This is a genomic window from Selenomonas sp. ND2010 (assembly GCF_000702005.1).
GTDB lineage: Bacteria > Bacillota > Negativicutes > Selenomonadales > Selenomonadaceae > Selenomonas_A.
Genome location: NZ_JNKI01000031.1, coordinates 1 through 23,819, shown reverse-complemented (window position 1 = coordinate 23,819; position 23,819 = coordinate 1). Strand labels below are relative to the sequence as shown.

Annotated in this window: 24 protein-coding genes; 17 read left to right on the top strand and 7 right to left on the bottom strand. The window is 50.6% G+C overall.

Going from position 1 to position 23,819, the window contains the following annotated elements; all coding sequences use genetic code 11:
* The first annotated feature begins 290 nt into the window (after window positions 1–290).
* From T504_RS0110455 to T504_RS0110405, 11 genes are all read left to right on the top strand, one after another.
* Window positions 291–827 carry a DUF1097 domain-containing protein gene (locus tag T504_RS0110455; RefSeq protein ID WP_033171028.1) on the top strand — a complete coding sequence of 179 codons (537 nt, stop codon included), beginning with the start codon at window positions 291–293 and terminating at the stop codon, window positions 825–827.
* 186 nt (window positions 828–1,013) lie between these two features.
* Entirely contained in the window at window positions 1,014–3,056 is a 2,043-nt protein-coding gene (locus tag T504_RS0110450) for a proton-conducting transporter transmembrane domain-containing protein (protein WP_033171027.1), read from the top strand.
* Between the two features lies 1 nt (window position 3,057).
* On the top strand, window positions 3,058–3,963 hold the full coding sequence (locus tag T504_RS0110445) for a respiratory chain complex I subunit 1 family protein (protein WP_231473897.1): 906 nt from the start codon (window positions 3,058–3,060) through the stop codon (window positions 3,961–3,963).
* 15 nt (window positions 3,964–3,978) lie between these two features.
* Complete coding sequence (locus T504_RS0110440) at window positions 3,979–4,608, top strand: hydrogenase (protein WP_033171026.1); 630 nt, start codon at window positions 3,979–3,981, stop codon at window positions 4,606–4,608.
* Between the two features lie 9 nt (window positions 4,609–4,617).
* The gene (locus tag T504_RS0110435; protein ID WP_051635329.1) at window positions 4,618–6,126 is read left to right on the top strand and encodes a proton-conducting transporter transmembrane domain-containing protein; all 1,509 of its coding nucleotides are present in this window, start codon (window positions 4,618–4,620) and stop codon (window positions 6,124–6,126) included.
* Complete coding sequence (locus T504_RS0110430) at window positions 6,126–7,643, top strand: hydrogenase large subunit (RefSeq protein WP_033171025.1); 1,518 nt, start codon at window positions 6,126–6,128, stop codon at window positions 7,641–7,643. The genes T504_RS0110435 and T504_RS0110430 overlap by 1 nt, the downstream gene beginning before the upstream one ends.
* 11 nt (window positions 7,644–7,654) lie before the next feature.
* Window positions 7,655–8,380, top strand: a complete 726-nt coding sequence (gene nuoB / locus T504_RS0110425; protein ID WP_033171024.1) for an NADH-quinone oxidoreductase subunit NuoB — start codon at window positions 7,655–7,657, stop codon at window positions 8,378–8,380.
* Window positions 8,381–8,581: 201 nt separating this feature from the next.
* On the top strand, window positions 8,582–9,121 hold the full coding sequence (locus T504_RS0110420; protein ID WP_081823432.1) for a peptidoglycan-binding protein: 540 nt from the start codon (window positions 8,582–8,584) through the stop codon (window positions 9,119–9,121).
* Between the two features lie 243 nt (window positions 9,122–9,364).
* Window positions 9,365–10,621 (top strand): [FeFe] hydrogenase, group A, encoded by a 1,257-nt coding sequence (locus tag T504_RS0110415; RefSeq protein ID WP_033171022.1) that lies wholly within the window; start codon window positions 9,365–9,367, stop codon window positions 10,619–10,621.
* Between the two features lie 13 nt (window positions 10,622–10,634).
* A complete protein-coding gene (locus T504_RS0110410; RefSeq protein WP_033171021.1) occupies window positions 10,635–10,940 on the top strand; it encodes an iron hydrogenase small subunit in 306 nt (101 codons plus the stop codon).
* 16 nt (window positions 10,941–10,956) lie between these two features.
* Window positions 10,957–11,622 carry a cytochrome b/b6 domain-containing protein gene (locus T504_RS0110405; RefSeq protein WP_033171020.1) on the top strand — a complete coding sequence of 222 codons (666 nt, stop codon included), beginning with the start codon at window positions 10,957–10,959 and terminating at the stop codon, window positions 11,620–11,622.
* 74 nt (window positions 11,623–11,696) lie between these two features.
* Here the strand turns inward: T504_RS0110405 and hydG are convergent, their stop codons facing one another.
* Both hydG and hydE read right to left on the bottom strand, forming a co-directional pair.
* A complete protein-coding gene (gene hydG, locus T504_RS0110400) occupies window positions 11,697–13,112 on the bottom strand; it encodes a [FeFe] hydrogenase H-cluster radical SAM maturase HydG (RefSeq protein ID WP_033171019.1) in 1,416 nt (471 codons plus the stop codon).
* Window positions 13,105–14,181 carry a [FeFe] hydrogenase H-cluster radical SAM maturase HydE gene (gene hydE, locus T504_RS0110395; protein WP_033171018.1) on the bottom strand — a complete coding sequence of 359 codons (1,077 nt, stop codon included), beginning with the start codon at window positions 14,179–14,181 and terminating at the stop codon, window positions 13,105–13,107. The genes hydG and hydE overlap by 8 nt, the downstream gene beginning before the upstream one ends.
* Before the next feature lie 387 nt (window positions 14,182–14,568).
* Here hydE and T504_RS0110390 point away from each other — a divergent pair, with 387 nt between their 5' ends.
* Genes T504_RS0110390 through T504_RS0110370 form a run of 5 tightly spaced genes read left to right on the top strand, consistent with a single transcriptional unit; the run spans window position 14,569 to window position 19,488 of the window.
* On the top strand, window positions 14,569–15,510 hold the full coding sequence (locus T504_RS0110390; RefSeq protein ID WP_033171017.1) for an ABC transporter permease: 942 nt from the start codon (window positions 14,569–14,571) through the stop codon (window positions 15,508–15,510).
* A complete protein-coding gene (locus T504_RS0110385) occupies window positions 15,507–16,355 on the top strand; it encodes an ABC transporter permease (RefSeq protein WP_033171016.1) in 849 nt (282 codons plus the stop codon). Before T504_RS0110390 ends, T504_RS0110385 begins: the two co-directional genes overlap by 4 nt.
* Window positions 16,356–16,357: 2 nt before the next feature.
* Window positions 16,358–17,137, top strand: coding sequence for an ABC transporter ATP-binding protein (locus T504_RS0110380; protein ID WP_081823431.1), 780 nt, complete (start codon window positions 16,358–16,360; stop codon window positions 17,135–17,137).
* A gap of 4 nt (window positions 17,138–17,141) precedes the next feature.
* A complete protein-coding gene (locus T504_RS0110375; protein WP_033171015.1) occupies window positions 17,142–17,900 on the top strand; it encodes an ABC transporter ATP-binding protein in 759 nt (252 codons plus the stop codon).
* Window positions 17,901–17,934: 34 nt separating this feature from the next.
* Window positions 17,935–19,488, top strand: coding sequence for an ABC transporter substrate-binding protein (locus tag T504_RS0110370; RefSeq protein WP_033171014.1), 1,554 nt, complete (start codon window positions 17,935–17,937; stop codon window positions 19,486–19,488).
* Window positions 19,489–19,574: 86 nt separating this feature from the next.
* On the opposite strand, the gene T504_RS0110365 is transcribed toward T504_RS0110370, so the two are convergent.
* The 5 genes from T504_RS0110365 to T504_RS14610 form a co-directional block, all read right to left on the bottom strand.
* On the bottom strand, window positions 19,575–19,997 hold the full coding sequence (locus tag T504_RS0110365; RefSeq protein WP_033171013.1) for a hypothetical protein: 423 nt from the start codon (window positions 19,995–19,997) through the stop codon (window positions 19,575–19,577).
* Window positions 19,997–20,425, bottom strand: a complete 429-nt coding sequence (locus T504_RS0110360) for a hypothetical protein (protein ID WP_033171012.1) — start codon at window positions 20,423–20,425, stop codon at window positions 19,997–19,999. Before T504_RS0110360 ends, T504_RS0110365 begins: the two co-directional genes overlap by 1 nt.
* 140 nt (window positions 20,426–20,565) lie before the next feature.
* Window positions 20,566–21,000 carry a hypothetical protein gene (locus tag T504_RS0110355; RefSeq protein WP_033171011.1) on the bottom strand — a complete coding sequence of 145 codons (435 nt, stop codon included), beginning with the start codon at window positions 20,998–21,000 and terminating at the stop codon, window positions 20,566–20,568.
* The gene (locus tag T504_RS0110350) at window positions 20,993–22,285 is read right to left on the bottom strand and encodes a hypothetical protein (RefSeq protein WP_156033524.1); all 1,293 of its coding nucleotides are present in this window, start codon (window positions 22,283–22,285) and stop codon (window positions 20,993–20,995) included. Before T504_RS0110350 ends, T504_RS0110355 begins: the two co-directional genes overlap by 8 nt.
* A complete protein-coding gene (locus T504_RS14610) occupies window positions 22,246–22,590 on the bottom strand; it encodes a hypothetical protein (protein WP_156033523.1) in 345 nt (114 codons plus the stop codon). The genes T504_RS0110350 and T504_RS14610 overlap by 40 nt, the downstream gene beginning before the upstream one ends.
* A 202-nt stretch (window positions 22,591–22,792) precedes the next feature.
* Here T504_RS14610 and T504_RS0110345 point away from each other — a divergent pair, with 202 nt between their 5' ends.
* Window positions 22,793–23,548 carry a class I SAM-dependent methyltransferase gene (locus T504_RS0110345; protein ID WP_051635328.1) on the top strand — a complete coding sequence of 252 codons (756 nt, stop codon included), beginning with the start codon at window positions 22,793–22,795 and terminating at the stop codon, window positions 23,546–23,548.
* Window positions 23,549–23,819 lie beyond the last annotated feature (271 nt).

The following is a 23,819-nucleotide window of genomic DNA, read 5'->3' as shown; positions in this document are numbered from 1 at the left end:
TTCGTCGAAAAATTGCTACCGTTCAAGCGAAGCGCGTTTTGCAACTTTTTCGATGCTTAATTAAAGATAAAAATTTCGTTTAGAAAAACATCTCCCGCGTAGTGTTGGCACTGCCCCTAGCGGCGGCGAAGAGTTGCTTCGAATAAGGCTCCACGAACCGATAAACTGTAATTTCACAGCCCTTTTTTGTTGCTTGTCGATTGGTTTGGAGTCATATGTCCTTTTTTTGCGGAAAAGATTTCTATACAATACTATATAGTAAGAAACGATAGAAAATCGGAGGAGAATTTATGGGGAAGACGCTGAAGGTGAATGCAGCCGATGTCATTATAGCGGGGTTGTCCGCCTTGGCAGGGTTGGGGGCTTTGCTTCAATTGCCTGTTTGGGCAATCTTTATCGGCTGGGCTTGGTATATCGCATTGGGGAATAAAAAACGTGCTATCCGGGAGGGAGGGGCCACGGCGATTATGGCTGCGGTGCTGGCGTTGTCGGCGATTGCCCTGACGGATGCACTGCAACAATTTATGCTGCCCCTGGCCGCTTCGATGACAGCGGTTTTTGTGGCAATCCTGTTGTTGATGATTTTCTTGAAACTGCCGGCATTTACGTCGTCGCTGGTGGCCTTTAATTCCTTTTCGTGTATTTTTGCCGGGTATTATCTGCAGGCCTTTCCCGTACAGGAGTCTTATCTTATGAGCCTGTTGATGGCCTTTGTGTGGATTACCGGGGCGAATGTGCTGGGCCTGCTGCTGGGCCATATCAATGCCACGTTGATTGCCTGGGTGCAGCGGGGATGGAAGTCCTCCCCAGAGACGGCACCGGAATGATGGGCGGATTTTTTGCGGCGAATGCTTTCCATCCCTGGCAAAATGTAGTATAATATCGAAATCATACAGTGTTTTCTGTGTGCATAAAATTCGTTGATAACAGACAAAGTTTTCTTTGTCTGTTTTCTTTTTGCATCATTAAGGAGTTATTTTTTATTGTTTGGGAAGTGTTTTTAGGAGGCATGTATGGATTTCTTATTCCTGGCGCTGGGGCTTTATGCCATGGGCGCCATGACGATGCTTTGGCCGAAACGGCTGGAGATGACGGCCCATGCAATTGGCATGGTGCTGGCAGCTGCTGCTAGTGCGCTGACGCTGGTCGCATCGGCAACGTATCTTGGGACTATGTGCGGGTGGGGAGTACCCGCAGGTTTGACTTTGGGACGGTTTGGCGCATTGGTGGATATCGGCTGGAGCGGTTATACGCTGGTGGCTGATGGCTGGAGCGCGGCGTTTTTAGTCATTACGGGATTGGCTGGAGCCATCATCAGCTTGTATGGCGTGGATTATGGCAAGGCGTATCGCGGCACGGGAATCCGGGCACTTGCAGGTCTTTGGAACTTGTTTCTCGCTTCGATGGTGCTGGTGCTGATGGCTGGTGATGCGTTTACGTTTATCCTGGCTTGGGAGGTCATGGCGCTGGTATCTTTCCTGCTCGTTAATCATGAGAGCAAGAAGAAGGAAACGGTCCATGCGGCTTACCAGTATATGGTTATGACCCATTTGGGTACGGCGGCAATTCTCATTGCGTTTTACTTGATTGGCAGTCAATCGCCGAGTTTGCTGTTTACGGATTTGGCGCATAATACGCTGGAAGGCCCGCTGCGCCACGTGGCTTTTGCCGCAGCCTTTATCGGGTTTGCGTTGAAATCCGGCTTGATGCCGCTGCATGTCTGGCTGCCCAATGCTCATCCGGCAGCTCCGAGCCATGTGTCAGCGCTCATGAGTGGTGTTATGCTCAAAGTAGCCGTCTATGGCTTTGGCCGTTTTGTCTTTTATTTCCTCGGCATGGAGGTTTTTGCCTATGGCCTTATCGTCATGCTCGTGGGACTGTTCTCGGCGTTCCTCGGCGTGCTCTACGCTTCGATGGAAAAGGATATGAAACGAATCCTCGCCTATTCCTCGGTTGAGAATATGGGTATTGTCTTTGCCACCTTTGGCTGCGGGATGTTGCTCGTGCAGACGGGCCATGGCACGATGGCAATGGTAGCCTTTACGGCGGTATTGGTTCATTCCCTCAGCCACAGCATCATGAAGGGATTGTTGTTCATGAGTGCCGGTGCGGTCATGCATGCCGTCGGCAGCAAGAATGTGGAGCTCATGGGCGCCTTGGCCAAAAAGATGCCAGTTACGGCGCTCTTCACGCTTATCGGTGCGATGTCGCTGTCCTCGCTGCCCTTTACGACGGGGCTGGTGGGCGAGTGGATGGCCTTGCAGAGTTTTGTCACGCTGGGCTGGCAGACGGGAACGCAGGAATTGCGCCTGCTCGTCATCGCTGCCTTTGTGCTCATGGGCCTTACCGGGGCACTGGCTTTGGGATGTTTCGTCCGCCTTTACGGCGTAGTCTTTTTGGGCCGCCGCCGGTCAGCGTTGGTTCTGAAAGCGCATGAAATGCCGTTTTTTATGCTGCTGGGCATGGGCCTTGAGGCCCTGCTCATCCTCGTTTTGGGCATCTTCCCGATGCCCATGGTACAGCTTATGCAGGCTTCGCTTACGGGGGGGATGATGGCACTGCCGATGGTCAGCACCGATGCGGTGGTCTGGAATGGTATCGGCGATTTTGCCAACGCAGCATCTTATTCGGCGTACAGTCCGTTTATGCTCATGATGCTCGCGCTTATCGTTACGGCTATCCTGGCTTTTGTTCTCGAGGGCAAGGGACTCTACGTCCAGAAAGATGTGACGTGGAACTGCGGTACGGTGCCGACGCGCCGCCAGCAGTATACGGCAACGGGCTTTTCGAAACCGCTGCGCCGGGCGTTTGATTTTATCCTGAAACCGCGCAAGGAGCGCACCTTCCTCAAGAAGGAGCATGCGTATTTTGGCCGCTCGGTTCATTATAATCTGTTTATTCCGGACCAGTTCACCGAGAAGCTTTATGTACCGGTTCAGCATTTGATGGTCCGCTTGTCGGCACTCCTGCATCTTTTGCAGCAGGGCAGTGTTCGCCTTTATATCGGCTATACGATGATTGCCATGGTGGCGGTTTTGATTTGGGGGGTGATGTGAGATGGTCTATATGGTACAGAGTTTAGGCGTGGGGCTTGTGCAGGCGCTTTTGCTGTTGGTGTTCGCACCGTTTATCGTTGGTCTTATCAATAAGACGAAGGCCATCTTGCAAAAACGGCAGGGCGCCAGCGTCCTGCAGGAGTATTTTGACCTCTGGAAATGGTGGCGCAAACCTGTCATCGTTACGCCTTATACGAGCAAAATCTTTATCCTCGCACCAGCGGTTTATTTCGGCACGACGCTGATGGCTGCCGCGATGGTTCCAGGGCTTTTGGTCAGTGGTTTGCAGGCAGGCAGTGCTGGCCTCAGCCTGGGGGATGCGTTTGTGTTTGTCTATTTGTTGGCCCTGGGACGTTTCTTTATGACGCTTGGCGCTATGGATTCAGCTACGGCATTTGGTGGAATGGGTTCCTCGCGTGAGGTGTATATCTCCGTGCTCGTTGAGCCGGCGGTTATGCTGGCGATTCTTGTCAATGCCATGCGCTATCAGTCTACGACCCTTACGCGCATGGTCATTGATTTCGATACGTTTTACTTCACGGTACCGGCGGTGCTGACCTGTGTGGCGTTCTTCCTCGTCATGCTGGCCGAGAACAGCCGCCTGCCGGTTGACAATCCCGATACGCATTTGGAGCTTACGATGATTCATGAGTGCATGACGCTGGAGTATTCGGGCCGGCTGCTGTCCCTTATCCATTTGGGCAGCATGCTTAAGATCCTGATTTTCCTCGTGCTTTTCAGCACGTTATACCTGCCACTGGCGATTCCGGTGGCGATAAAGGTCCTCTTTGGCGCTTTGGTCATCGGCGTGGTGGAGACGCTTAACAATAAGATGCGTCTCTTCAAAGTCCGGGTCTATCTGGCGGCAGCGCTTATTTTGTTGATTGTTTCGCTGATTGCTGAGTAAGGAGGGAGACGCAATATGGAATATTTAGTGGTACTCTTGATTTTTGTCGTCTTCTTGCAGACGCGAATCATGGAATTGAAGCGCTCGATTCTGTGCCTGGCGGCGCAGTCGGGAATCATTGCCGGTGCCTGCTTTGCGATTGGACTCGGTGCCGGAAGCGGTCTCCATGCTTGGCTGCCGGGGCTGTTGACCATTTTTGTCAAGGTGCTCTTCATCCCTGGGGCGATTCTGCGGTTGGCAGGAAAAATCACGGATGAGCGCGAAATCGTCTCGGATATCAACGTCAATTATTCGACGATGGCAGCGGCAGCTTTTTTGGTCTTTGGCTATCTGCTGGTCGATCATCTGCTGCCGGGGACGCCGGGGCGCAGTATCATTGCCGCATCCATTCTGATGATTATGACAGGCCTGGCCCTCATGGTAATGCGCAAGCGGGCTATTTTGCAGATGATTGGCCTTATCACGCTGGAAAATGGCATCTATCTTTTGGGACTTTTGATTACGGAGGGATTGCCGCTCGTCGTTGAGCTGGGTGTCTTCCTCGATGTCCTCATTGCCGTGGTCGTACTGGTCATCCTGACGAATCGCATGAGCCTTTCGTTCATGACCACGGATACGACTGTCATGAAGAAACTGAAAGGATAAGACAGCAATATGGAACTCAATTTTACCATTCCGCAGCTGGTATATACGCTGCTGGCCTTGCCGCCGCTGTTCAGTTTGATTGCGGCCGTCAATGTACTGGGGAAAGGTCTGCTTCATTGGCTCAACCGCCTGACGGCTGTGGCTGCAGGTGCTATTGTCATCAAACTGGTCATGCAGTTTGACCCGTCAGAGCCGGTTTCGTTTGGGTATCTCTATCTGGATGCTTTGGCTCTTTGGATGCTTATCATTGTCACGATGCTTTATCTGGCCTTTGCCTGGACCAGTAAAGCCTATCTTGACCGCGACACCAATATCCGCTATGGGTATCTGCGCCGGTTCAGCCACTTGGAAGGCCGTTTTTATGCGCTTTCGCATCTCTTTGTCTGGACGATGATGATTGTGGTGCTCGTGAATAATCTGGGCCTTATGTGGGTCGCGATTGAGGCGACGACATTGGTTTCGGCGTTGCTCGTAGCGTTTAAGTTTACGCGTACTTCCTTGGAGGCTGCCTGGAAATATGTCATGGTCTGCACCGTTGGCATCTGCTTGGCACTGCTCGGTACGATTCTGGTCTACTATGCGCAGATTTTGGCTATGGGAGGGGCCCAGGCTCTCGATTGGCAGTATCTGTCGGTTCATGGCGGCGAACTGAATCCGGCGCTGGCGAAGGTTGCCTTCTGTTTCCTGTTTGTGGGCTATGGCACGAAGGTCGGTCTGGCACCTATGCATGCCTGGCTGCCGGATGCTCATTCTGAGGCACCGGCACTTACGAGTGGTTTGCTTTCCGGCGCGCTTTGCATCTGTGCCATCTATGTGCTGCTGCGTAATGTCATCGTGATTATGCCGGCGGTAGGCATGGGCTTTATCAGCAGCCTGTTCCTGTTCTTTGGCCTGCTGACGATTGCTTTGGCCATTCCCTTTGTCGTCATCCAGCGCGATATCAAACGCATGCTGGCGTACTCCTCCATGGAAAATTTCGGCTTGATGGCCGCTGGCTTCGGTCTGTTTATGCCGCTGGCTGTTGAGGCGTCTCTTTTGCACATGATGAATCATGCGTTGGTGAAATATGCGCTGTTTTACACGGCGGGAACCATAATGGAGGCCTATGGCACGAAGAATATGATGCGCATGCATGGTATGCTGCAACAGGCGCCGCGCACTTCGCTGTTTTGGCTCTTGGGAATCGTCGGTATCCTCGGTATGCCGCCGATGGGTATCTTCTTCAGTAAGTTCTATATCATTGATAGTTTTTTCTTGGCTGACCGGCCATGGCTTGGTATGCTGGCATTGGTACTGTTGGCAGGTATGCTCATCGGTATTCTCTATCACGCCCTGCGTATGATGGGAGGCAAGCCAAAGCGCAAATCGGCAGGGGAGCTCATGGGCCGTCTGGATACGGCAGTCCTCCTGGTGCTCCTGCTGGCAAGCGGCATTATCAGCGGCACGCTGTTGGAGCTCCCGTATCTTGGTGACCTTCTCGTGACTGCTGGCCAGATTATCTTAGGAGGGATGTCCTGATGGAAAATGTAAAAGAAATCAAAGTGGCAGACCTTCGGGCTGAGGCTGGGGCACTGTCCGAGGGGGGCAAGCATCCGCTGACGGCAATGTTTGGCCGTGATGAGACGCAGCTGGGAAAAGGTTATGCCCTTTATGTGGTATTTGAGATTCCCGAAGAAAAGCGCATGCAGGTTTTGAAAGCAGCGCTCCCGGCTGATGGCGACCTCTGCTATGAGTCGTTGACGCCAATCCTGCCGGCGGCCGCATGGTATGAGCGGGAGATTCAGGATATGTTCGGGCTGGTGCCGGTGGGGCATCCAGACCCGCGTCCGCTGGTGCTGCACGAGACTTTTCCGAAGGATTTTCATCCGCTGCGCAAGCGGGCAGAGAAAGCGGACAGCCCACGGGCTAAGGCTGGCGAGGAAAGTGAAATCCGCATGAGCGTTGCCCACGGCGAAGGTGTTTATGAAGTCCCGGTCGGGCCGATTCATGCAGGTATCATTGAGCCGGGACACTTCCGTTTCAGTCAGGCCGGAGAATCGATGCTCCAGCTTGATGCCAAGCTCTTTTTTACCCATCGCGGGCTCGAAAAGATTATGGAAGGGAAGACGCCGTGGGAGGCGTTGCCGGTTGTCGAGCGCATTTGCGGTGCCTGCAGCATCGCCAATACTTGGAGTTTCTGCCAGGCGGTGGAAAAGATTGCCGGGGTCACGGTTCCCCAGCGCGCACAGATTATCCGCACCCTGTTAATGGAAATCGAGCGCATCACGAATCATATTGGCGATTGTGGCAACATTCCGGCTGGTGTCGGCTTTGCCCCGGCGATTAGCCTGGGCGGCCGTACGAAGGAAATGATGATGCGCCTGCAGGAGCGTCTGGCGGGCAACCGTTTCTTGCGCGGCGTCATCGTTCCCGGTGGTGTGACGATGGATATCGATGCTGGCTTGCAGCAGGATATCCGCGAGACGTTATCGAAGGCAGAGAAGAATATGGCTGACTTGGCGAAGATGTTTGCGGAGCAGGAAAACTTCCAGAACCGCATCAACACCACGGGCATTGTCCGCCACCAGACGGCGGTGGATTTGGCCATGGTCGGTGTCGGCGCCCGTGCCAGCAGCTTTGCCCATGACAGCCGTCGGGACTTTGACTACGGCTGTTATCCGGGGTTGAAGTTTGCGGTGGTCACCCAGAAGAGCGGTGACGTAGCCGCAAGACTGGCGGTGCGCATCGAAGAATTCCAGGAGAGCCTGCGAATGGTTTCCCAGCTTTTGGATATGTTGGCCGTGGATGAAACAGTCCTGCGGGTAGAAATCACGAAGGCGGCCGGCGAAGACTGGGGTATCAGTGAGTCGGCCCGGGGCAGCAATTTCCATTATGTTGCGTTGGACAGCGATGGCTGTATTGACCGCATCTTTGTTCGCAGTGCCTCTTATCCCAACTGGCCGGCGCTGCCCATTGCGGTACAGGGCGATATCATCCCCGATTTTCCGCTTATCAATAAGAGCTTTGAGCTCTGCTATGCCTGCCTGGACCGCTAAAGGAGAGAGCTATGTTTAAAGTATTGGAACGATTGCTTCACGATAAGATTGCCACGGAAGATATCACCTTCTCCGGCAGTGAGCGTTTCCGTGGCAAAATCCAGGGCCAGTGCCCGGACGCGGCGTTGGAAACCTGTGCAAAGGTCTGCCCGGTGGGAGCCTTTTCGAAAGCAGGTATCGACTATCGCCGCTGCCTGTTTTGTGGCCGCTGCGTCGAGGCCTGTGTCAAGGCTGCTGGAGCTGAGGCGGGAATCAGCCATTCCGCGGAGGAGGCGATGCCGTATTTGTTGGAAAAAGCCCAGGAAGTCACGGCGGATATCATCCGCCAGAAGCTGGGGCGCAGCCTCCATGCCCGTCATCTCGATGCGGGCTCCTGCAACGCCTGCGATTTCGAGATGGGCGCGATGTCAAATCCCATCTATGATCTTCATCGCTATGGCGTTCATTTTGACGCTTCCCCGCGTCATGCCGATATGCTGGTGGTTACCGGCGTAGTGACCCGCAATTTGGAGCAGGCGCTACGGATGTCGTATGAAGCGCTGCCGGAACCCAAACTCGTCATGGCCTGCGGGGCGTGTGCGGCTGGTGGTGCGACCTATGGGGAATCGTATGCTATCGTGGGGGCAGCAGATAAGGTTGTCCCTGTCGACATTTATGTGCCAGGGTGTCCGCCGCGTCCATCGGCAATGATTGCCGGTCTATTGGCTGCGGCTGACATACTGGCGGAAAAATTGTAATCACTCGAAGGACTCTTCGTTCGTTTGACGCCAAAATAGAAAATGTGATACAGTTAGGGAGGTGTAGTTAAAAGACTACACCTCTTGTCAATAGAGAAGAAGTGTTTCAAGTATTGCTTTCGAGAGGTGGTTTTATTGAAGAAACAATTAATCCTTTCCTTGGTAGTTACGCTTATTCTTGTATGTCTGACCTCCGTTGCTATGGCAGCATCGATTCTGGTGAAAGAAGGTTCCCGTGGCCATGCGGTGAAAACGGTACAGAACTTGTTGATTGAGCAAGGGTACTTGACGGGGGAGGCCGATGGTGTTTGTGGGCCACAGACGGTAGATGCGATTAAGAAGTTTCAAGAGGCCAACGGCCTTGAAGTAGATGGTATATGTGGTGATGGTACGTATTCGGCGTTGTCGGGGGGAGTTTCCTATGAACCGCCAACAATCGAATACCGTGGGGGAAGTGGCCGACTGGTTTATGTTTCGGCTACGGCGTACAGTCCACAGGACCCTGGCCTGTCGGCGTATACGGCTTCGGGGACAAAAGTGCGTCATGGCGTTATCGCTGTCGACCCCGGCACGATTCCGCTCGGAACCCGGGTTTTTATTCCAGGCTATGGTGAGGCTGTAGCTGAAGATGTCGGCGGATTCCGTGGCGCCCATATTGATGTTGCCTTTGAAACGCATGCGGAAGCCATACATTTTGGCCGCAAAAATCTCGAAATCTATATTTTGGATGAAATAAGTTGAGGGAAAGCCCCATAAGTTAGTTTGAGAAGTCTAGCTTATGGGGCTTTCTTGTGGCAAAAATTGAACATTAAAGGATATTTATGAATGTGATGTGCTACTATTTTGCATTTTTATATAAAAATTTTTATAAATATCCCCTAGGGGAGCTTGTAACAAATATCACATATATTTATAATATAGAGTAGAGATAATAGGTGATATATATAATTGAGAATTATTTGCAGGATAGGGAGGACGAAAGCTATGCCAAAATCTTATCAGGCGAATGAGCTCACCGGCATCATTAAAATCAATGAGGGGAATTGCAAGGGCTGTGATACTTGTAAATCCTTCTGCCCGGCAGACGCCATCACTGGCGCCTACGGTGCAACCCATCAGATTGATAATGAGCGCTGTCTGCAGTGCGGACAGTGTCTGGTGAATTGCCCATTCGGAGCAATCGAGGACACCGTCGACGTAGTCGATCAGGTCATCGAGAAATTGAAGGACAGCAACACGACGGTTGTCGCAACCGTAGCACCGGCTGTTCGTGTCGCACTGGGTGAGGAGTTCGGGATGGAACCGGGCAAACTCATCACGGAGCAGATGTATGGAGCTCTGAAAAAAGCAGGCTTCAAGATTATGGATGTCAACTTTGCGGCAGATAACACGATTCTGGAAGAGGGAACGGAGCTCATCCACAAAATCCAGAAATACGTACTCAACCAGTCGGTGGAGGGAGAACTTGGACCTTTGCCACAGTTTACTTCCTGCTGCCCAGCCTGGGTGCGCTATATGGAGCTCTATCATCCGAATCTGCGCCAGCACCTGTCGTCGGCGAAATCCCCGCAGGGCATGGCTGGCCCCGTAGCTAAGATTTACGGTGCGGAGGAAATTTGGCATGTGCAGCCGGAGCAGATTTTCTGCGTTGGCGTTTATCCTTGCACGGCGAAGAAACTCGAAGCATCCCGTCCGGAGTTTACGGCGGCTGCTGATTACTGGAAGAAGAAGGGCCATACGGCAACGTATCAGGATACGGATGTCGTTCTGACGACGCGTGACCTGGCACGTCTGCTGAAGAAGCTCAACATCGATGTCCGCAACGTGGAGCCGGCTGAGGAGAAAGACAATCCGCTGGCTGAATACACGGGGGCAGGTACGATTTTCGGTGCAACGGGCGGCGTTATGGAAGCTGCTTTGCGCACGGCTTATTTCGTCCTGACGGGCGAGGAGCTCGGCGAGCTTCGCTATGAGCCGGTTCGCGGCCTCAAAGAGGTCAAGACGGCCGAGGTTCCCATCAAGCTCAAGGAAAATGGACAGGAAATCACGCTGAAAATCGCGGTTGTCCATGGAACGAAAAATGTCGAGCCGCTGCTCGCAGAGATTGAGGCTGGTAACAGCCCGTATCATTTCATCGAAGTCATGAACTGTCCGGGCGGCTGTGTAAACGGCGGCGGTCAGCCAATCAACCCGATGGGAACGTCCTGGACCGGCAAGTTCAAGGCAATCTTGCCGTGGTAATAGGAGGTACGTTATGAGATATTCCTATAAAGAAAAAGAAGTGAAGATCAATCGCCGCGAATTCCTCGGTTTTGCTGGCGTCATTGCAGCAGTTCTTTGGACTGGTGCTTATACGGTGACAGACCTCATTGTCGACCGCACGAAATACATCAAGATGCGTACGGCAGGTCTGTATCAGGATGATGAGAAACAGGCGAAACGCCAGAGCCATCATAACCAGAGCCTGCTCAACATGTATAAGAAGATGAACTTCCAGCCGCTCAGTCCGATGGCGGAAGAACTCTTCCATACGCACTATGTAGACCGCAGCGTCCTGTAAGAAAGGTGGGATTACGATGGATAATAACTTTAAAGGAAATGAACGAATCCTTCATCATAGCCTGCCGGTCCGCCTGTTTCACTGGTGCCTGGTCCTGGGCTTTTTGCCAGCCGGACTCACGGGTGTGATTCTGTTTTTCCGTCCCTTTGGTGAGGCGGCAATGCATCTGACCATGCAGGTTCATATCGTAGGCGCCTGGATTCTCATGATTGCCTGCACGCTGTTCTTCCTGCTCTGCCCGGGCCGCGTGGTCGCGTTCTGGCGTGAGGCGTTCCACTGGACGAAGCAGGATATTGAATGGATGAAAGTCGGTGGCGGTTATCCGCAGAAAATGATTTTCCTGCAGGAAATCGATGTACCGCCGATGGGAAAAATCAACTCGGGTCAGAAAATGATGGGTATCATGGTATTTTTCGGTACATTGCTCATCATCCTTACGGGGGCGGTGCTCTACTTTGCCCTGCCGCTGGTTCCGAAGGAGATTGCCTACTATGCAGACCGCATTCATCTGATTGTTGGCCTGGGCCTGTTCCTTTGCGTCTGCGGGGGACATATTCCCCTCGGCATCTACAACTGGCCGGAATTTCGCAGCATGTTCGGCGATGGTACCATCAACGCCAAACACGCCGCCCATCATCATCCGCTCTGGACGCAGAATGAAATCGAAAAAATCAAAGATTGATTGTTTGCTAAAAGGCCCGCATAAACGGGAGAGGAACCTCTCGTTTATGCGGGCCTTTTTTATGTGTGATGGAATCAGAAGCGGAAGTCGCGTTCGCCCTGTTCGATTTTTTGCAGGCGTTCAGCCAGCGTTTTGCGGGCGGCGGGATTGGTTACATCGGGGATGTTTTTCGCAATCAGTTTTTCGCCAGCAGCTTTCGTTTCCGGGGAGGCATAATCCTCGAGATATTCCTTCAGGGTCATCAGGGCATTGGGCAGGCAGCAGTTCTGGATCTGCTTTGCCTTGCAGAGGGCCATGAAGCGGTCGCCCGTGCGGCCTTCCCGATAGCAGGCCGTGCAGAAGGATGGTACGTAGTCCATGTCGATGAGCCACTTCATGACATCGTCAAGACTGCGGGTATCCGAGACATCGAACTGTGTCGTTTCGTCTGGGCGTTCTTCCTGGGTGTAGCCGCCAACGGAGGTCCTGGAACCTCCGGAAATCTGGGAGATGCCCAGATGCAGGACGCGTTCGCGGGATTTCTGCGATTCGCGCGTCGAGACAATCATGCCCGTGTAGGGAACGGCAATCCGGATGCAGGCGACAATCTTGGCAAAGGTGTCGTCGTCGATCGCATTGCTGAAGGTATTGACGTCGATATCGTCAGCCGGGCAGATGCGCGGGACGGAAATCGTGTGCGGGCCAACCCCGAATTTGGCTTCGAGATGCTCGGCATGCATCAAAAGACCGGCGTATTCGTAGCGGTATTTATCGAGACCGAAGAGGACGCCGAGGCCGACATCGTCGATGCCGCCTTCCATCGCGCGGTCCATGGCCTCCGTGTGGTAGGCGTAGTCGTGCTTTGGGCCCGTCGGATGGAGTTTTTCATAGGAATCCTTGTGGTAGGTTTCCTGGAACAGGATGTAGGTGCCGATGCCAGCTTCGTGGAGCTTGCGGTAGTTCTCGACCGTGGTAGCGGCGATGTTGACATTGACGCGGCGGATGGCGCCGTTTTTGTGCTTGACCGAGTAAATCGTATGGATGGATTCGAGGATGTACTCAATGGGATTGTTGACCGGGTCTTCGCCGGCTTCGATGGCCAGGCGTTTGTGGCCCATATCCTGCAGGGCGATGACTTCGTTGCGAATCTGTTCCTGTGTGAGTTTTACCCGTGGGATGGTTTTATTGACCCCGTGATACGGGCAGTAGATGCAGCCGTTGATGCAGTAATTGGACAGATAAAGCGGGGCGAACAGTACGATGCGGTTGCCGTAGAACTGTTTTTTGATGTCCTCCGCGAGTTTGAAGATTTCCTCGTTTTTTTCGGGGATTTCGCAGGCCAGCAGTACCGAGGCTTCGCGATGGCTTAGGCCCTTGCATTCTTTGGCTTTGGCGATGATGGAATCGATGAGTTCGACGTTGTTTTTGTTTTGGTCAGCATATTCAAGGGAGGCGAGGATTTCCTCGTGATCGATGAATTCTGAGGCTTTGCTTGATTTGGGATTATACACAGTATTGGTCCTCCTTCTGTTTTGTATAGCGGACATTGTCGCCACGGTCGACGGCCAGCTCACGGCCGACGGATTCAATTCGCTTGGTTAGGCAGACAATGCATTCGGCTGCTTCTTCCCCGGTGCAGATTTTGTTATCGTAGAGTTGATATTTGTTTCTGACGCTCTTGGGGGAAAGATTGGGCATGACTACGTTGGCACCCGCGAGAAGTCCTTTTTCGCGCCCACGGGGATCGATGGTACCTAAGGCCGTGGTGGCAGGGAGCAGTACCTCGGGCATCATCAGGCGGATGATGCTCAGCAGGAACAGCGTCTCATCCAGGGTGCCGGCTTTTTCTTGGGCAAATGGCGTTCCTGCTGCGGGGATAAAGGGGCCGATGCCTACCATTTCCGGCTGGAGCTCGCGGAGGAATAGCAGGTCGCGGGCCAAATCTTCCGGCGTCTGCCCCGGCGAACCTACCATAAAACCAGCCCCCGTTTGAAAGCCGAGTTCCTTAAGGCTGCGAAGGCAGTCATAACGGTTTTCAGCACTCATAGTCTGGGGGTGAAGGTGATGGTAATGGGCCGGTGTGGCGGTTTCATGACGTAATAAATACCGGTCGGCACCGGCCTTTCGGTATCGCCGATAGCTTTCTTTGGTTTTTTCGCCAATGGAAAGGGTGACGGCACAATCAGGATGATTGCGTTTGAGCTGCTGCACCAGCTGGCAGATCTTGTCATCGGTGTAGTAAGGATCTTCGCCGCCTTGCAGGACGAAGGTACGGAACCCGAGCTCATAGCCGTTTTGGGCACAGGCAAGAATCTGTTCCTCGCTGAGACGATAGCGCTGTGCATTGCTATTGCTGGCACGGATGCCGCAATAATAGCAGTCGTTTTTGCAGATGTTGGTGAATTCGATAAGTCCTCGGATGAAAACTTTTTTGCCATAGTGCCGTTCGACGGTTTCCGCAGCCAGGCCGGCGGCGTATGTCTGCAGGGATTCATCGCGATGGACAAGCAAATCGGTAAATTCATCAAGAGAGAGGTGGTGGGTTTGACTTAATCGGTCAATTAAATGGTTATGAGTCATGGGTTATCCTCTGCTTTTGGTTATTGTATGGGTAGGTCACAGCTACTATTATATCATGGAAATAAGACGCCGTGCATCGTATAGATTAATAATAATTATACTGATGCACGGCGACTATATATTGCAGTAGACAAACGGGAAGTTATTCTCTGCAAATACATTCCCACTAAGTCAGTTGAGCCTCTGAAGTAGCGAATGGAATATATCTAACTATCAACTCCATTATAAAAAATATTAATGGCGATATGCAAGCTCCCCGGGGGGATAAAATGACTGTAAATTTCGTATAAATATGAAAATATCCCCCCTGGGGGCTTACAAAAATCGTTTATATTCCGCTAATATAATATTATTGTGTATTATATTTTTATGAGGAGGATAGGCAAGATGAATTATGCCTTGCGACGATTTGGGCAGTTAATACCAATTCTATTTGGCATTACGTTCCTATCTTTTTTGCTGATATATCTGGCTGGCAGTGATGCGGTAACTGAGCTGTACACGAACCGCGGGGTCGAGGTGGCACAGGAGATTCTCGATGAGCGGCGGGCGGAATTGGGGCTAAATCTTCCGTTTTTGACACAGTATGTGAATTGGCTTTGGGGGATGTTCCATGGGGATATGGGCATCAGCTATGTTACGGGAGAACCCGTGCTCGCGGCTTTTTTGCGGAAGCTGCCGGCGACGCTTTTACTCACGGCGCTTTCGATCCTGCTGACGATGGTGATTGCTATTCCCGCGGGGATTTTGGCGGCAGTACGCCAGGATAAAGGGACCGATTTTATCCTGCGGTTTTGTAGCTTTATTGGCAATGCTATGCCCAATTTTTTTGTCGGGATGCTGCTGATGCAGCTCTTAGGCATACAGTTGGAGTTATTGCCGGTCATTTCCAGCGGCGTGGGCCTCAAGAGTGCGATCATGCCGACGCTGACGCTGGCCATTGCGATGTCCGCCAAGTACATGCGGCAGGTGCGTTCGGCAGTGCTAGAGGAGCTCAATAAGGATTATGTGCAGGGCGCTATGGCCCGGGGGATAAGCGACCGGGTTATCCTATGGAAAAATGTCATGAAAGCTTCTATGTTGACGATTATGACGCTGTTAGCGCTTTCCATCGGCAGTTTGCTCGGTGGCACGGCCATCGTTGAGAGCATCTTTATGTGGGATGGTGTGGGAAAGTTGGCGGTTGATGCCATCAATATGCGTGATTATCCACTGATTCAGGCTTATGTCATGTGGATGGCGATTATCTATGTGGTGGTGAATCTGGTGGCCGATATTTTGTATCATCAGTTTGACCCGCGCATTCGCTTGGGAGGGAGCCGGAAATGAGTGAAATAAGTGTACGTGCTCCCAAAATTCGCCGGGACAGGTTGAAGCGGAAATTGTATTTCTTTTCGACGGTGGCCGCACTTTTGATTTTGGCGGCTTTTTTTAGCGAATATCTGTGTCCGTATGATCCCTATGAACAGAATATGTCCTTGGCAAAGGCTGCGCCATCGGCACAGCATCTCTTGGGGACGGACCGGTATGGCCGTGATATGTTTTCCCGGGTTATTGCGGGAAGTTTCACGAGCATTTTTTCTACGCTGGCGTTAGTTTGTTTTATCACTGGCTTTGGCACGATCATTGGAATCTTTTGTGCCTGGATGGGCAAATGGATAGATACCGTGCTCATGCGGCTGGCGGATATGTTTCTGGCGTTTCCGGGCCTGGTATTTGCGCTGGCCGTGGCAGCGGTCTTAGGGGGCGGCGTTCATAACGCCATTTTTGCCTTGGCGGCCATCAGCTGGCCGAAGTATGCACGGCTCGCGCGCAGCCAGACGCTGGCGCAGCAGGAACTTCCCTATATGCAGGCTGTCCGGATGGCGGGAAGTAGTCCGCTGAAAATCATCGGCAAGCATGTTCTCCCCAATATTGCTGGACCGATTTTGGTGACGGCTATGCTCGATATTGGCACGATGATGATTGAGCTGGCGGGCCTGTCGTTCTTGGGCCTTGGGGCAAAGCCGCCGATTCCCGAGTGGGGCAGTATGATGAGTGATACGCGCAATCTGCTGGCGACGCAGCCTTGGGTGACGCTGTCTCCAGGTTTTGCGATTTTCTTTTCGGTCATGATTTTCAATCTGCTGGGCGATACCGTGCGTGATTGGCTGGACCCGAAGAATCGGAGGTAATCATGAGGGAAATCATACGATATGAACAGGTAGATATCCGTTATTACGAGAAACGGGTCGTACAGGATATCAGCTTTGCACTGCAGTCAGGAGAAATTCTCGGTATTGCCGGGGAAAGCGGCAGTGGTAAGTCGACGGTCCTGCGGGCGGCTATGGGGCTTCTAGGACGGGGCGGTGTTGTGACACGGGGGGATATCTGGTATGGGGATAAGGATTTACCCGATTTATCCGGAAAAGAACTGCGGGCACTTTGTGGCTCGGAAATCGCGATGATTTTCCAATCGGCAGGCAACTCCTTTTGCCCTATCCGCACGGTACGGGCGCAGCTCTGGGAAATGATGCAGGCCCATGGGGGAAAGGATGCCGCTGAGTTTGAGGAACAGGCCCAGGATATTCTGGCGAAGTTTGGTTTTGCAAATCCCCGCCGCATTTTAGATAGTTATCCGTTCGAGTTGTCGGGGGGCATGCAGCAGCGAGTTGGCGTGGCGGCAGCAATGCTCCTGCAGCCGAAGCTCCTGCTGGCCGATGAACCGACATCGGCACTGGATGTGACGGTGCAAAAACAGGTCATTGAGGAAATGCTTTGGGCACGCAAGCTGTTTGGCACGAGTATCCTGTTGGTCACGCATAATATCGGTGTCATCCGGGCAATGGCGGATAAAATCCTCATCATGAAGGATGGTTCCTGTGTGGAATACGGAAATACCCATGAGGTTATGGCAAAGCCGCAGTCGGCATATACGAAGAAATTGCTGGCGGCAGTGCCATGTCTGCGGAGGTGAGTGAATGGAAACGGTACTGGAAACCCGAAACCTGCGAAAAGTCTTTTCCGCTGGCAGCCGGGAACAGGTGCTGGCGGTGGATGATGTGAGTTTTACTGTGGGCGTCGGTGAGAAGGTGGCCATTATTGGGGAAAGCGGCAGTGGCAAGACTACGGTGGCAAAACTGGTGACTCGGCTGCTCGCTGTGACTTCTGGGCAGATTTTTCTCGATGGGGTAGATATTACCAATGCCCGCGGAAATACCTTAAAGCAGGCGTACCGAAAAATGCAGATGGTATTTCAATCCCCTATTGATAGTTTTGATCCGCGCTGTACCTTAGGAGACGGTATTGCCGAAAGTTTGCGGAACCATGGCGCTACGAAAGCTGAGGCCCAAGCGGAAACCGCCCGGTTATTGACCCTTTGCGGGCTCCGTGCGGATTTTGCCAATTGCTATCCCCACGAGGTCAGTGGAGGGCAGTGCCAGCGGGCGGCGATTGCGCGCGCTCTGGCAATTGCGCCGCAGCTATTGATTCTCGATGAGGCAACATCGGCACTGGATGTGACGGTGCAGGCGGAGATTATGGCGCTTTTAAATCGCTTACAGCAGGAACTTTCCATGTCGTATTTATTTATCTGCCATGATATTGCCCTGGTTCAGGATTTTTGTGACCGTGTGCTCGTTATGAAGGATGGCAGAATTGTAGAGGAGGGAACTGCGGAAGCGATAATCCGTCATCCGCAGATAGAATATACGCAAATGCTGATTGACAGTGTTTTGTGAGGCTTTCTTTGGGAAGGCGAAAGGAGAAAATTGTATGAAGTGGAAAAAACTTTTGGCGCTGGCCGTAAGTGCCAGTATCTGTATCGGTGCATTGGCCGGCTGTGGCGGCAGTCAGACGGGGAAGTCTGATGCGGGAAAGGTGCTGACTATCGGCGATACGACGTTCAATAGTTCCAACGAGGAACCGGATATCAATCCGCATAATGCCTATGCTGGCTGGGCTTGTATCCGTTATGGTGTCGGAGAGACATTGGTCAAATACTCCGATACGATGGAAATCCAGCCGTGGCTGGCAACCAAGTGGGAAAATACTGACCCGCTTACTTGGAAGATTACCCTGCGCGATGATGTCACGTATTCTTCCGGCCGCAAGATGGATGGTGCATCCGTGAAACAGTGCCTTGAACATCTGATTGAAAACAACAAACGCGCCAAGCAGGATTTGAAGGTGGCTTCTATCGAGGCCAATGGTCAGGAAATCATCATCAAAACGACGGAGCCGAAGCCGGCACTGCTTAATTACCTTGGCGACCCCTATGGCTGTATCATCGACGTGGATGCTGGCTTTGACAATGGCATTGTTGCTGGTACTGGACCGTATATCGCTACGGACATGAAGACCGATGACCATCTGACCCTCAAGAAAAATGACAATTATTGGGGCGGCAAGCCGAAACTCGATAAGATTACGATTCGCACGATAACGGATGGCAATACCCTGGCAAATGCCCTGCAATCTGGTGAGGTGCAGGCTGCCTATGGCATGGCGTATGAAAGCTATCCGCTGTTCAAGAATGACAAATACACCATATCGCAGATATCTACGTCGCGTTGCTTCTTTGGCAAAATGAATTTCGACCCGGATTCAGTCTGTGCGGATCCTGCTGTCCGCAAGGCGATTTCTATGGGGATCGATAAGGAAAACTTTGTCGATAAATTACTGGAGGGCAATGGCTTCCCGGCTAATGGTGTATTCCCGGCTGGTTCCGCCTTTGGCGGGGATAAGGTTACAGCCGAGAAGTATGACCCGGAAGGTGCTAAGGCAGTATTGGAACAGGCCGGCTGGGTGGATACCGATGGCGATGGCATCCGCGAAAAAAATGGTAAAAAACTCATCGTCAAATGGCTGACTTATCCCAGCCGTCAAGAACTGCCGCTGTTAGCAGAATCGGCTCAGGCTACGCTGAAGGATATTGGTATCGCGGTGGATATTAATAACACGGCGGATAATAATCAGGTGGTAAAAAATCCGAAGAACTGGGACGTTTATGCGATGGCAAATGTCCAGGCCCCGACGGGGGACCCGGAATACTGGTTTACGGTATTTGCGACTAGCAATGCCACCAAGAATCAGGGAAAATATCAGAGTGCTAAACTCGATGGACTGGAGGCAGAGCTAAGCCAGACGTTTGACCCGGCCAAGCGGGCTGAGCTGGCTGTGCAGATGCAACAGGTGGTTCTCGATGACCATGCGTTCGTATTCTGCTCCTTCCTCAAGATGAGCATGATTTCCAAGGCGAATGTCAAGAACTATACCTCCCATGCTTGTGACTATTATCAGATTACCGCGGATCTCGATGTGGAATAACGTAAACTTCTAAAAACCAACAGCCTAACGGCAACCAGAATAGGTGCTGTTAGGCTGTTTTGTTTATTTCATCTTTACGATTTCTTTTACTGCAAAAAAGCATATAAACCTATCGCACAGAAACATAATAAAATTAATGTATTTACCCCAACTGCTGTTAGCATGAACGTCTTTTTCGCTTTATCTGATTCGCTTTTGCTTCGATATATAACGAAAATATTTATTCCCATTATCATAAAAACGATACTTCCCATAAGCGATAGATAACGAATATCTTCCGAATATTGTTCTACACTTACTGGCATCAAACAAGCAATTGTAAAGACAATTAATAATATAATACATTCTTGATGTTGCTTTTTCCAATAATAATAACAAGCTAAAAAAATACTAGCTGCTCCCATTACTACTAGTATCATGTCGGTATTTCCCAGAGAATGATTTAATATTTTCCCCAGTGCTAAGCCGATTATGTAAATAAAAAATGATTTATAATTTATTTTTTGCATCACGATTTCATCCCAAAAATTAGACAGGCAATTGCACATAATAAAAATATCGAACCGCCGAATAGTCCAACAATTAACTTCACTACCTTTTGGTCTGCGTCATTACATTCCTTCATTTTACTAATCAATACAGACGCAATGGCAAAAAATATCATCCAAAGGCCTACCATATTTTTTAGCATGCCATCATATGGTGTGTCAGTTTGCCAGAAAAATTCAATCAAACAAGATGCGCCAAATAACCCAAACGATAGGAGGATTATTTTTTGATGGAGTTTTTTCCAGCAATATACGGCTAAGCATATAAATAAAATTAGAAGGCATCCCCAAATCATTTTTTCTTTGATATATGTATCTAATCCCTTAACCAAAGTCATCAATGAAATAGAAAAACAGACGAGAGGTTTACTTATTTTTAAATTAGTCATTTCCTAATACCGCTTCTTTTTCTTGTGATGTGGATGCATCCATCCGCACTTCTAATACAGTCGATTTGTATGCAGGGATGGAATTTGCTGGTGATTTTGCTAATTTAACGAAGTGGCTATGGAGAATTTGTATCTTATCTTCATAGTAGCTGTTTTATCAAAATAGGAACATATACAAGTGCACATAGTAATAACAATGAACCGCCTGTGAAACAAATGATTAGTTTGAGCAACTTTTTGTCTGCTTCATTGCATTCGTTCATTTTGTTTATCACTATGGATGCAAGTGCAAAAAAAGCCGACCAAAGAATCAATGCACCTTTGGTTACGCCATCATAGGGGGTGTTAACTTGCCAAAAAAATCCAATCAAACACGCTATGCCAAAGAAGCCAAACGATAGAAGGATTATTTTTTGATGAAGTTTTTTCCAGCAATATACAGCTAAACTTATAAACAATATTAAAAGGCATCCCCAAAGCAATTTCTCGTTGATATATTTATCCATTCCCTTGACCAATGCCGTCAAGGAAATGGATAAAAACAAGAGAGGTTTACTTATTTTTAAATTAGTCATTTTCTAATACCGCTTTCTTTTCGTGTGAAGTGAGCGCATCAATCCCTATCCCAAATACAATGGCGCTGCCTGCTGCTATGGCAATTGCGGGTGCTCCCGTCAATCCAAAGAAGCTGATTGCAGCGCCTGTAAGTACACTACTGCCTACAGCAAATGCAACTCCTGCCGCATCAATACCAGCCGCTGTGAATTTTTCGCTTGTCGTATAATTGGGATTGGTGAAATCATCATAGACATCCATAGCTCCTACCCCTATAGCGACAACGGAATTTTTGGCTACTGCTTTTGACGATATGGCAGCATATTTGGCGAAACCGGCTATATCCTTTATCCCGGCTTCTTTTATTGGTGTCATTGAAGCGTTTGTAAATACATGTTTTTCGGATAGAGCAGTATCTGCTGCCGTAGTCGTCGTGTTCTTAGCCAGTGAATTACCTCTTATGGTATTGATAGCACCCATCACTGCGTTCAGGCGTGCTTCGCTGTTTTGTCGGCCTATTTCGTAGCCGGTATAATTTTCTTCCTGCTCATGGGAGTATTCATCGTCTGCATAAGCAGAAATTTGACCTCGTTCTGCTCGGTCCTTCATTTCTTGGGCTGCTTGCTGTAGCGTTGGAGATGGATTGTTGATGCGGTTTGCTATGGCTTTTGCCCCTAGCGTCAATGCCTCAGCTACGGTAGAAATGAAGCCTTTACTATTGGGGTCAATATCATCGTCAGGATTTACTGGAGCCTCTTCTGCCGGCTGATCTTCGGGATAAGAGGATAAATCCCCCTTATTGACCGTTTCCTTCATTTCATTGGCGGCATCAATTAATTCCTGTGGAGGATGATTAAAATGGTCCGCCAAAGCCGTCATGCCCATCGACAAAATTCCCGGATTGCCAGTCGGTACATCATCGGGCGCTGGCGTATAGGTGTTTTCGTCTGGATTGCCTAAATCGCTAAGATAACTGCTGGTATTTTTGGAATCGTTCACCGTTGTTACAAAATCCGGCAGTTCTTCGGTTATCTCTTGTTGCCGTTGTGTTATGCCATCTGCTATGGCATCTACTGCCATGGCTATAATCCCCTTACTATCAGGCGCTATGTCATCGTCTGGGGTTCTGGAAGCATCAAGATAACCTTCGGGATCGTAAAGGTCTGTATAGGAAGGGGCTGTGCTGGGAAATTCGTTATTGGTGGATTCGTCCTTCGCGATAAGTCCCTCACAGAAATTGCTAAAACTATCCATGGCCTCACGCCCTACTGCACCCCAGCCAGAAGCGACATCGGAAAAATCCATTGTATCCGCCACTTCATCATCGCTGACGTAGGAATCACTACTGTAATCACTATAAGCCGAGCCCCAACCATAACTATCCCCATCATCGTCAGAGGAATATGAATCGTCACTGCTGTAATCGCTGTCTGAAGCGTCATCACTATCGCTGGAGCCGTCAGTCGAACCGTCATTGCCATAGCTGTTGCTGGAATCGTCCTCGCTGTAGCCACCGGCAGAGCCCTCGCCACCATAGTCGCCATAGCCGCCACCATATCCAGAATCGCAGCCGCTGTAGCTGCTGCCACAAGAATTATTATTATCGTCACCCATGTGTTAAGCCTCCTCAAAAACATGCAATTGTCAATCGCTTTGTTTATACCATAGCGCGGCTTTTTTAGAAGAGATTAAGAGCATTATTATAATGAGGGATACATTTTTTAAGGAATTATCATAACCCCCAGGGGGGCTTATCTGGTGGCAGAGAATCCTTTACAATAGAGACAGACAAGATCTACTGGAGGGACGCGTATGGATTCGAAGAATGTTTGGTGTGACGAGGCGTTGGAGGATTATACGGCATTGAACCGGGAAATCGAATCGTATTGGGATGTACGAAGCAGTGCATTCAGCAAGGTTCGCTTACGGGAATTGGCCGGACCAAGCCGAGTGGCCTGGCAAGGTTTTTTGGCAGAAAGACTGCCCAAGGATCGGCCGCTTCGTGTGCTGGATGTGGGAACTGGCGCTGGTTTTTTTGCGATATTGTTGGCTGGAATGGGACATCAGGTGACGGGCATTGACATGTCAGGGGATATGCTTCATGAGGCGAAGCAGAATGCCATGGCCAGTGGTGTATCGGTGAAATTCCAGAAAATGGATGCTCAGGTTTTGTCCTTTGCGGATGACTCCTTTGACGTGGTAATCAGCCGTAATCTGACTTGGACGCTGCCGGATGTGATGGCTGCTTACCGGGAATGGCAGCGAGTGCTTAAGCCGGGTGGATTGCTTATGAATTTCGATTCCGATTATGGGCTGGAAACTTTTTCCCAGAAAGAAGATCAAGCGAATGTCCATGCAGGCATCGATCAGGCAATGGTCGATACCTGTAATGCGATTAAAGATGCCGTACGCATCAGTACCCATCGGCGGCCGGCGTGGGATGCCGCGTATTTGCAGGGATTGGATATGACCGTGGAGGTTGAAGCAGACATAGCCGATATTGTCCACAATGATCCAGCGATGCAATATGATTCGGTGCCGCTGTTTGCCATTTTGGCGCGAAAATAAAAAAGGGATTGTGAAAAATCCCTTCATATTGGCATAAAATATAAAAGCCTCCATAAGTTAGTTTGATTGATCTAACTTATGGAGGCTTTTATGAATTTATCAACGTATTTTTACAAATTATCGTTTGCAGGGGAGTAATACCCAGTTCGTGTTCGAGGTAAGTCGCCGGCGGCGGGGACCCCAGTACCAACGCTCCACCGGTGACAACCCGCTACAAGAAATTTTTGCCTTTTAATTAAGAGTTGGAAAACAGTTAAACGCGCTTCGCTTG